At 64.3% G+C, this 8,652-nt stretch carries 6 protein-coding genes; 3 read left to right on the top strand and 3 right to left on the bottom strand.

The window, feature by feature from the left end; translation table 11 throughout:
• Together FJ980_RS28225 and FJ980_RS28220 are read left to right on the top strand one after the other, a co-directional pair.
• Positions 1 to 1,008: NAD(P)(+) transhydrogenase (Re/Si-specific) subunit beta (locus FJ980_RS28225; protein ID WP_140546937.1), on the top strand; the 1,008-nt coding region annotated here is incomplete at its 5' end.
• Positions 1,009 to 1,128: 120 nt separating this feature from the next.
• Positions 1,129 to 1,680, top strand: coding sequence for a hypothetical protein (locus FJ980_RS28220; RefSeq protein ID WP_140546936.1), 552 nt, complete (start codon positions 1,129 to 1,131; stop codon positions 1,678 to 1,680).
• A 372-nt stretch (positions 1,681 to 2,052) separates the two neighbouring features.
• Here FJ980_RS28220 and gyrB read toward each other — a convergent pair whose 3' ends face one another.
• Positions 2,053 to 4,524, bottom strand: a complete 2,472-nt coding sequence (gyrB, locus tag FJ980_RS28215) for a DNA topoisomerase (ATP-hydrolyzing) subunit B (protein ID WP_140546935.1) — start codon at positions 4,522 to 4,524, stop codon at positions 2,053 to 2,055.
• A gap of 270 nt (positions 4,525 to 4,794) precedes the next feature.
• Here gyrB and FJ980_RS28210 point away from each other — a divergent pair, with 270 nt between their 5' ends.
• Positions 4,795 to 6,165: a cytochrome P450 gene (locus tag FJ980_RS28210; protein ID WP_140546934.1), complete on the top strand. Its 1,371-nt coding sequence runs from the start codon at positions 4,795 to 4,797 to the stop codon at positions 6,163 to 6,165.
• Between the two features lie 9 nt (positions 6,166 to 6,174).
• Here the strand turns inward: FJ980_RS28210 and FJ980_RS28205 are convergent, their stop codons facing one another.
• Complete coding sequence (locus tag FJ980_RS28205; RefSeq protein WP_140546933.1) at positions 6,175 to 7,158, bottom strand: complex I NDUFA9 subunit family protein; 984 nt, start codon at positions 7,156 to 7,158, stop codon at positions 6,175 to 6,177.
• Positions 7,159 to 7,535: 377 nt separating this feature from the next.
• On the bottom strand, positions 7,536 to 8,537 hold the full coding sequence (locus tag FJ980_RS28200; protein WP_140546932.1) for an Ldh family oxidoreductase: 1,002 nt from the start codon (positions 8,535 to 8,537) through the stop codon (positions 7,536 to 7,538).
• Between the last annotated feature and the right edge of the window lie 115 nt (positions 8,538 to 8,652).

Genomic DNA, 8,652 nt, shown 5'->3' with positions numbered 1-8,652 from the left:
AGCCTGGGCGTCGCCATCGGCGCCATCACCTTCACCGGCTCGGTCATCGCCTTCCTGAAGCTCGACGGCCGTATGTCCGGAAAGCCGATCATGATCGGCGGCCGCCACCTGATCAACATCGCGCTCGGTATCGCGCTGGTGGTGCTGATCGTGCTGCTCGTCACTACCGAATCCAAGCTCGTCTTCTGGCTGATCGTCGCCGCCTCGCTGGTGCTCGGCGTGCTCTTGATCATCCCGATCGGCGGCGCCGACATGCCGGTCGTGGTTTCGATGCTGAACTCCTATTCCGGCTGGGCGGCGGCTGCTCTCGGCTTCACTCTCGGCAACCTGGCGCTGATCATCACCGGCGCGCTGGTCGGCTCGTCGGGCGCGATCCTGTCCTACATCATGTGCAAGGGCATGAACCGGAGCTTCATCTCCGTCATCCTCGGCGGCTTCGGCGGCGAGACCGCTCAAGCCGCCGACGACGGCATCGAGCGCACCGTCAAGCAGGGCTCGGCCGACGACGCCGCCTATCTGATGATGAACGCCCAGAAAGTCATCATCGTGCCCGGTTACGGCATGGCGGTCGCGCAGGCGCAGCACGCGCTGCGCGAGATGGCCGACAAGCTCAAGGCCGCCGGCGTCGAGGTCAAATACGCCATCCATCCGGTCGCCGGCCGCATGCCCGGCCACATGAACGTGCTGCTCGCCGAGGCCAACGTGCCTTATGACGAAGTGTTCGAGCTGGAGGACATCAACTCCGAATTCGCGCAGGCCGACGTCGCCTATGTCATCGGCGCCAACGACGTCACCAACCCGTCCGCGCGCGACGACAAGTCCTCGCCGATCTACGGCATGCCGATCCTCGACGTCGACAAGGCGCGCACCTGCCTGTTCGTCAAGCGCTCGCTCGGTTCCGGCTATGCCGGCATCGACAACACGCTGTTCTACAAGGACGGCACCATGATGCTCTTGGGCGACGCCAAGAAGATGACCGAGGAAATCGTCAAGGCGTTTGATCACTGATCCAGCCGCCAATTAGCATAAGCCTGCACAAAGTCCGGCTTCATCGAGCCGGGTTTTTTGCGGTTGGTGCTCGCGTCGCGCGCCACTAGATTTAACCTGCTCACAGCAGGAATCGACGCCATGGCTATGCGAAAGACGCTTGAAATATTGAATGAGATGGTCGCTGCCGGCGTGATCGAACGCTACGCCATAGGCGGTGCGGTCGCCGCCTACAACTATATCGAACCTGGACTCACCGAGGACCTGGATATTCTGGTGTCGTTCGAGAAGATTCCAGGGAGCGCTAAGTCCGGGCTGGCGGTGTTGACGCCAATCCTGTCCTTTCTGGCGCAACGAGGTTACACCGAATTCCGAGATGTTGGCGTCGTGGTTGAAGGATGGCCTGTTCAATTCATCCCGGTAGCGAATGACCTCGACGAGGAAGCGCTTGATAAGGCGTTGGACATCGATTTTGCCACCGATCCCGACGAGCGAGGCATACCAACCAGGGTCCTTCGCGCCGAGCATATCATTGCGACGGCATTAAAGTTGGGACGCCCCAAGGATCACATGCGAATGGCTGCTTTTGTCGAAAGCCAGGCCTACGACGACGACGCGCTGAACGATGTCCTGACGCGCCATGGACTCAAGGAAAGGTGGATCAAAGTTGGCAACCAATGGGGATGGTGGTAAATTCTGGCAATGGCAGAGACCAAAAGAGCATATCCAGATATTTCCGACATCCTCGCTCGAAAGACAGCGGGACGTCGCGAATTGGCTGGACTTACGTTCGGGCAGAAAGTAGCGAAAATGGAAGCTCTGCGCGAAAGGCTCGCTCCGTTGAAAAGGCTGCGCCAGCAGCGGCAGCCACTAAGTCACGTCGGCACTGACGTCCACTCGTGAAAATCCGTGATCAAATAGCGCTTCCTGCTACACCGGCATGGATACTACCTGCGCGGACGCTTGGCGCTGTCCCGCAGAGCGGTCGCGTCCTCTGAAGTTACGCAATCGTCGGATCGTGAACTTCAACGCCAAGCGAACGTCTGCGTCTCGGAGCAACGAGGCTCAAATATCCAGATTGGCCACCGACAGCGCATTGTCCTGGATGAACTCGCGGCGTGGTTCCACCTCGTCGCCCATCAGCCGCGAGAACAGCGAATCCGCGTCGGTCGCGTCGTTGACCTTGACCTGCAGCAGCGAGCGCACATTCGGGTCCAGCGTGGTTTCCCAAAGCTGCTCGGCATTCATCTCGCCGAGACCCTTGTAGCGCTGCATGGTGAGGCCCTTGCGACCTGAAGCGAACACTGCGTTGAGCAGCGCCAGCGGCCCCGAGAGGAGTTCCGAGGTCTCTTTCCGACGCAAGGCAGGCTGCTCGCCATAGACTTCCGCCAGGCGCGCTGCGTAGCGGTCGAGCTGGCGCGCATCGGCCGAATTGATCAGCCCGGCGTCGAGCTGGACCACATCCTTCACGCCGCGCACGGTGCGCTCGAACACATAGCCGCCCGAACCGTCATTGGAGGTCGACAGCCTGCCGGTCCAGCCGCGCTCGGTCTCCTCGGCGATCATGTCGAGCCGCCCGGCGACGCGCTCGGCCATTGCGTTGGCGCGGCCGAGATCGGCAAGCACGTCGGGATTGAGCGCGCCGGCGATCGCCGCCTGCTCGACGACGCTGCGGTTATAGCGCGTGTGCAGCCCGTTGATCAGCTGGCGCACGGAAAGCGCGTCGTCGACGGAGGCGCGCAGGTCCTGTCCTGTCCGTACCTCGCCGGAGGCCAGCACCAGCGAGGCCTCATCCAGTCCGGACCCGATCAGATATTCCTCATAGGCGCTTTCGTCCTTGAGATATTGCGAGCTCTTGCCCCGCGTCACTTTGTAGAGCGGCGGCTGGGCGATGTAGAGATGGCCGCGCTCGATCAGCTCCGGCATTTGCCGGAAGAAGAAGGTGAGCAACAGCGTGCGGATGTGGGCGCCGTCGACGTCGGCGTCCGTCATCAGGATGATCTTGTGGTAGCGCAGCTTGTCGGCGTTGAACTCGTCCTTGCCGATCGAGGTGCCGAGCGCGGTGATCAGCGTGCCGATCATGTCTGAAGAGAGCATGCGGTCGAAGCGCGCCCGCTCGACATTGAGGATCTTGCCGCGCAGCGGCAGGATCGCCTGGTTCTGGCGCGAGCGTCCGCCCTTGGCCGAGCCGCCGGCCGAGTCGCCCTCGACGATGAAGATTTCCGACTTCGCCGGATCGCGCTCCTGGCAGTCGGCGAGCTTGCCGGGCAGCGAGGTGACGCCGAGCGAGCTCTTGCGGGTGATGTCGCGCGCCTTGCGCGCGGCCTCGCGCGCGGCCGCCGCCTGGATCACCTTCTCGACCACCACCCTGCCTTCGCTCGGATGCTCTTCCAGCCAGGTGCCCAGCGCCTCGTTGACCAGGCTCTCCACCACCGGCCGAACCTCGGACGAAACCAGCTTGTCCTTGGTCTGCGAGGAGAATTTCGGATCCGGCACCTTGACCGAGAGCACCGCGGTCAGACCCTCGCGGCAGTCGTCGCCGGTCAGCGAGACTTTTTCCTTCTTGGTCTGGCCGGACGATTCGCCATAGCCGGTGATCTGCCTGGTCAGCGCCGCGCGGAAGCCCGCCAGATGCGTGCCGCCGTCGCGTTGCGGGATGTTGTTGGTGAAGGCCAGCACGTTCTCGTGGTAGCTGTCGTTCCACCACATCGCGACTTCCACGGTGATGCCGTCGCGCTCGGCGCGGATGGCGATCGGCGTTTCGATCAGCGGCTTCTTGACCCGGTCGAGATATTTGACGAACTCTTCCAGGCCGCCGTCGTAATGCAGCTCGTGGCGCACCAGGTCGGCATGACGCGCGTCGGTCAGCACGATGCGCACGCCGGAATTGAGGAAGGCAAGCTCGCGCAGCCGGTGTTCCAGCGTGCCATAGTCGAATTCGACCATGGTGAAGGTCTCGGCCGACGGGAAGAAGGTGATCTCGCTGCCGCTGCGGCCCTCGTAGGTGCCGGCCTGTTTGTTCTGCTCATATGTGCCCGTGACCTTCAATGGCGCGTCGGCATTGCCATGCGTGAAGCTCATCTCGAAGATTTCGCCGTTGCGGCGGATCTTGAGCTTGAGCCATGCGGAAAGCGCGTTGACCACCGAGACGCCGACGCCGTGCAGGCCGCCGGAAACCTTGTAGGAGTTCTGGTCGAATTTGCCGCCGGCATGCAGCTGCGTCATGATCACTTCGGCCGCCGAAACACCCTCGCTGGAGTGAATATCGGTCGGAATGCCGCGGCCATTGTCGATCACGGTGACGGAACCGTCGGGGTTGAGCGTCACCGAGACGAGGTCGGCGTGGCCCGCCAGCGCCTCGTCGATGGCGTTGTCCACCACCTCATAGACCATGTGATGCAGGCCCGAGCCGTCATCGGTGTCGCCGATATACATGCCTGGACGCTTGCGCACGGCATCCAACCCCTTCAAAACCTTGATGGAATCGGCGCCGTACTCGGCTTCCACGCCAATGGCGCTTTCGGTCTGGTCGCTCATGAATACCTGTCTGATTGATGTCGATGATCCGGCACGGGAAAGTCACCCCGAATCGCGCCGTTTTGATGTCCTAGATATAGGCGCAAACGGCTGGTTTTCCAAGGTTTGCGGCCATTTTGCCGGCTTGGCGAGAAGCCTTTCATTCACCCCGAGCCGACGGACCGGCAGCTGGCTGAGCGCGAGCCATTCGGGTACGGTCGCGGACCTGCTCGGCCAGATGGACGCCCGCTTCGTCGGGCACTACATTCGGCTGTCAGCGGAGCATGCTACATGGACACCAAGCCCGCCCCTTTCGTGCCGCCGGCGCCGACGCCGCGCACAACGCCGCCTTCGACGCTGGAGATGATGCGCATCATCTACCGCAATCCGCTCGAATTGTGGGGCGAGCACACCTACAACGAGCCTTGGATTTCGGTCACCGGCGTCGGCGGGCCGCTGGTGGTCGCCAATGATCCGGGCCTCATCCGCCATGTGCTGGTCGACAACGCCAGGAACTACAAGATGGCGACCGTGCGCCAGCTGGTGCTGCGGCCGATCCTGCGCGACGGGCTGCTGACCGCAGAGGGCGAGGTCTGGAAGCGCTCGCGCAAGGCGATGGCGCCGGTGTTCACGCCGCGCCACATCTTCGGCTTCGCCGAGCCGATGCTGAGACGCACGTTGGAGTTCGTCACCCGCTACGAGGCCGGCGGCACGACCGATGTCGCCCACGACATGACGCTGCTCACCTATGACATTCTGGCCGAGACGCTGTTCTCCGGCGAGATCGCCGGCGAGCCCGGCAGCTTCGCCAAGGAGATCGATCGCCTGTTCGAGACGATGGGCCGCGTCGATCCGCTCGACCTGCTGCGCGCGCCGGAATGGCTGCCGCGCTTCACCCGCATCCGCGGCCGCAAGACCATGGCCTATTTCCGCAACATCGTCGCCGGCACGGTGAGGATGCGCGAGGAGCGGATGAAGCGCGATCCCGACGGCGTGCCGCAGGATTTTCTCACGCTTCTGCTGCGTGCTGAGGGGCCGGACGGGCTGACCCGCGCCGAAGTCGAGGACAACATCATCACCTTCATCGGCGCCGGCCATGAGACGACGGCGCGGGCGCTGGGCTGGACGATCTATTGCCTCGCCGGGGCGCCCTGGGAACGCGACAAGGTCGAGCAGGAGATCGACGCCGTGCTGGCGCGCGAACCCGATCCGACCAAGTGGCTGGATGCCATGCCGCTCACCCGCGCCGCTTTCGAGGAGGCGCTCAGGCTCTATCCGCCTGCGCCCTCGATCAACCGCGAGCCGATCGAACCGGAGACCTGGAACGGCTTATACATTCCGAAATACGCCGCCGTGCTGGTGATGCCTTGGGTGGTGCACCGCCACCGCAAGCTGTGGGACAGGCCGGACGCCTTCCTGCCGGAGCGTTTCCATCCCGAAAACCGCGACCGGATCGACCGCTTCCAGTACCTGCCCTTCGGCGCCGGGCCGCGCGTCTGCATCGGCGCAAGCTTCGCCATGCAGGAGGCGATTATCGCTCTGGCGATCCTGTTGTCGCGCTTCCGCTTCGACGCGACCTCGCAGACTCGGCCTTGGCCGGTGCAGAAACTCACCACGCAGCCGCAGGGCGGCCTGCCGATGCAGGTCTCCCGCCGGGCTTGAAGCGGCTGGTTACCGGTCGGCGATCGGCCGGCGCTGCTGGAACTGTCCGGCGGCGCGAAAGCGCCAGAGATAGCTGGGCAGGATAGTGGCGATCGCCTGCGGCTGGATGCCGAGGCCGGCAAGCGTCCTGGCGGCCTTGGCGGCTTCGTCCGAAACGACATTGTGCTCGCGCAGCTGCAGCACCTGGTCCTTGGTCAGGAGCGGATTGGGCAGCAACTGGAGGATCGACGCCTGGATGTTCGCCACCCACCACGGCACCGGCACCAGCAACCGCCGGCGGTCGATGACCGCGAGCAGCTCTTCCATGCATTCCTTGAAGGTCAGCACCTGCGGGCCGCCGAGCTCGTAGATCTGGCCGCCCTTGACCTTGCCGTCGACCGAGCGTGCGATCGCTTCGGCGACGTCGCCGACATAGACCGGCTGGTATTTCGTTTGCCCGCCGCCGATCAGCGGCAGCACGGGCGACAGGCGCGCCATGCCGGCGAAGCGGTTGAAGAAGCGGTCCTCCGGTCCGAAATTGATGGACGGCCGGAAGATGACGGCATCCTCAATCGTCTCGAACACCGCCTTTTCGCCCAGCGCCTTGGTGCGGGCGTAGTTGGACGGCGAATTGAGATCGGCGCCGAGCGCCGAGATCTGCGTGAGGCCTGCGCCGACCGAGCGTGCGGCCTCGGCGACGGCGCGCGCGCCGAAATCGTGCACGGCGCCGAATTTCTGGCGGCCGGTCTCATGCAGGATGGCGACCAGGTTGACGACATGGTCGGCGCCTTGCACGGCGCGGTCGACCGACCAGCGCACGCGCACATTGGCCTGAACGGGCTGAATCTGGCCGACATTGCCGAGCGGCTGCACATGGCCGGCAAGGTCGGGCCGCCGGCAGGCGACCCGGATGCGGTAGCCGCGCTTGGCGAGCGCCCGCACGACATGGCGACCGACGAAGCCCGAGCCGCCGAAGACGACGACGAGCTTGGGGGTCTGCAGGATTTCGGTCATGACTTGGCTCCGCGCGCAATGCTTGGCTGAAGCCGTTTCTTAATCCGTTTCTCGCCAAAGGCAAAGAGCGACCGGAGGTCGCCATCGCGTTGTTTTTGGACTTGCCCAGAACGCCCCTCCTGCCACGTTGACGAAGGCAGAAAACCCCGCCGAAGCGGGGTTTCCCGGGCAGTGTCCACGCCGAAGCAGGGTTCAACGAGGCGGCCTGACCTGAGACGGCATCAAGGTGGCGTGAAGCAAGCACGCCCGCCCCGGCCTGAACGCTCGGCGCGGCGCCGCCAGCCGCGTGCCTGACGAAGCCAATCGGCGGCTCGCGGCGTGGGGTGCCGGACATGGGTCGTGCAGCGTCTAAAAAAGGTTCAATCGCGCAGGGAAAATCAGGCCGAATAACGCTCGGCGAATTCCGAAATGCGCTGCACCACTGCCCTGGACGTGGTGATGCCGCGCGCCTTTGCCTTCTCGGCGGCTTCGGCGCGCGAGCGGCCGGGTATATGCACGCCATAGCGCCGCCGCAACCGGTCGAGCTGGTCCTTCATGCGCCGCTCGAAATCCGGGTCGAGCAGCTTTGGCTCGATGGCCAGAACGAAAAGACCGGTGCCGGGGCTCTCCGCCCCATCGGTGAACCAGGGCGCGTCGAGCGACCAGTTGGCGCCGGAAATGCCCGCGGCCAGCACCTCGACCATTAAAGCGATGTTGGCGCCGCGCTGGCCGCCAAAGGCAAGCATGGCGCCCTTCATCGCCGCCGCCGGATCGGTGGTCGGGTTGCCGCTGGCATCCAGCGCCCAGCCTTCGGGGATTTTCTTGCCGTCCTCGGCCGCCTTGCGGATGTTGACGAAGGCGGTGGCGCTCGACGACTGGTCGATGACCAGCGGCGGCCCGTCGGCGGCGGGCGACGCAAAGGACATCGGATTGGTGCAATAGACCGGCTTGACCGAGCCTGAGCCGGCAAGCACCGCCGGTCCGTTGGTGGCGGCGAAGGAAACCAGCCCCTGTTCGGCAAGCCGCCCGGTGAAATAGCCGAGCGCGCCGCATGTATAGGCGTTCTTCTGCGAGAAGATCGAGACGCCGAACAGTTTTGCCGCCTTGACCAGGTCGTCGACGGTGCGGTCGAAGCCGGTATGGGCAAGTCCGCCGCGCGCATCCGAAAGATAGACGGCGAGCGCCGGCCGCGTGATCGCCGGATCGGCGTTGCCGTCGATGCGGCCGGCTTCGAGCGCTTCCAGATAGTCGATGAAATGCGACAGCCCCACCGTCGACAGGCCTTCGGCTTCCGCGGCGATGATCGAGGCGGTGAGCGACTGCGCCGCCTCCTCATTGGCGCCGGCGCCGAGCGCCGCCATCCGGCATAGGCCTGCAGCCTGGGCGAGGGTGAGTTGCATCGTGGCCGTCCTAAGTGAGTAGGGGAATAAGGGAGTAGGGGAGTAGGGGAGTGTTCAGCCACGATCCGCATTCACATTTCCACCCCCAGTCGCTACTCGCTCCATAATTTTCCCC

Source organism: Mesorhizobium sp. B1-1-5, from assembly GCF_006443065.1.
Classification (GTDB): domain Bacteria; phylum Pseudomonadota; class Alphaproteobacteria; order Rhizobiales; family Rhizobiaceae; genus Mesorhizobium.
The sequence above is the reverse complement of the archived record's forward strand: the minus strand, read 5'-3'. Positions and strand labels throughout refer to the sequence as shown.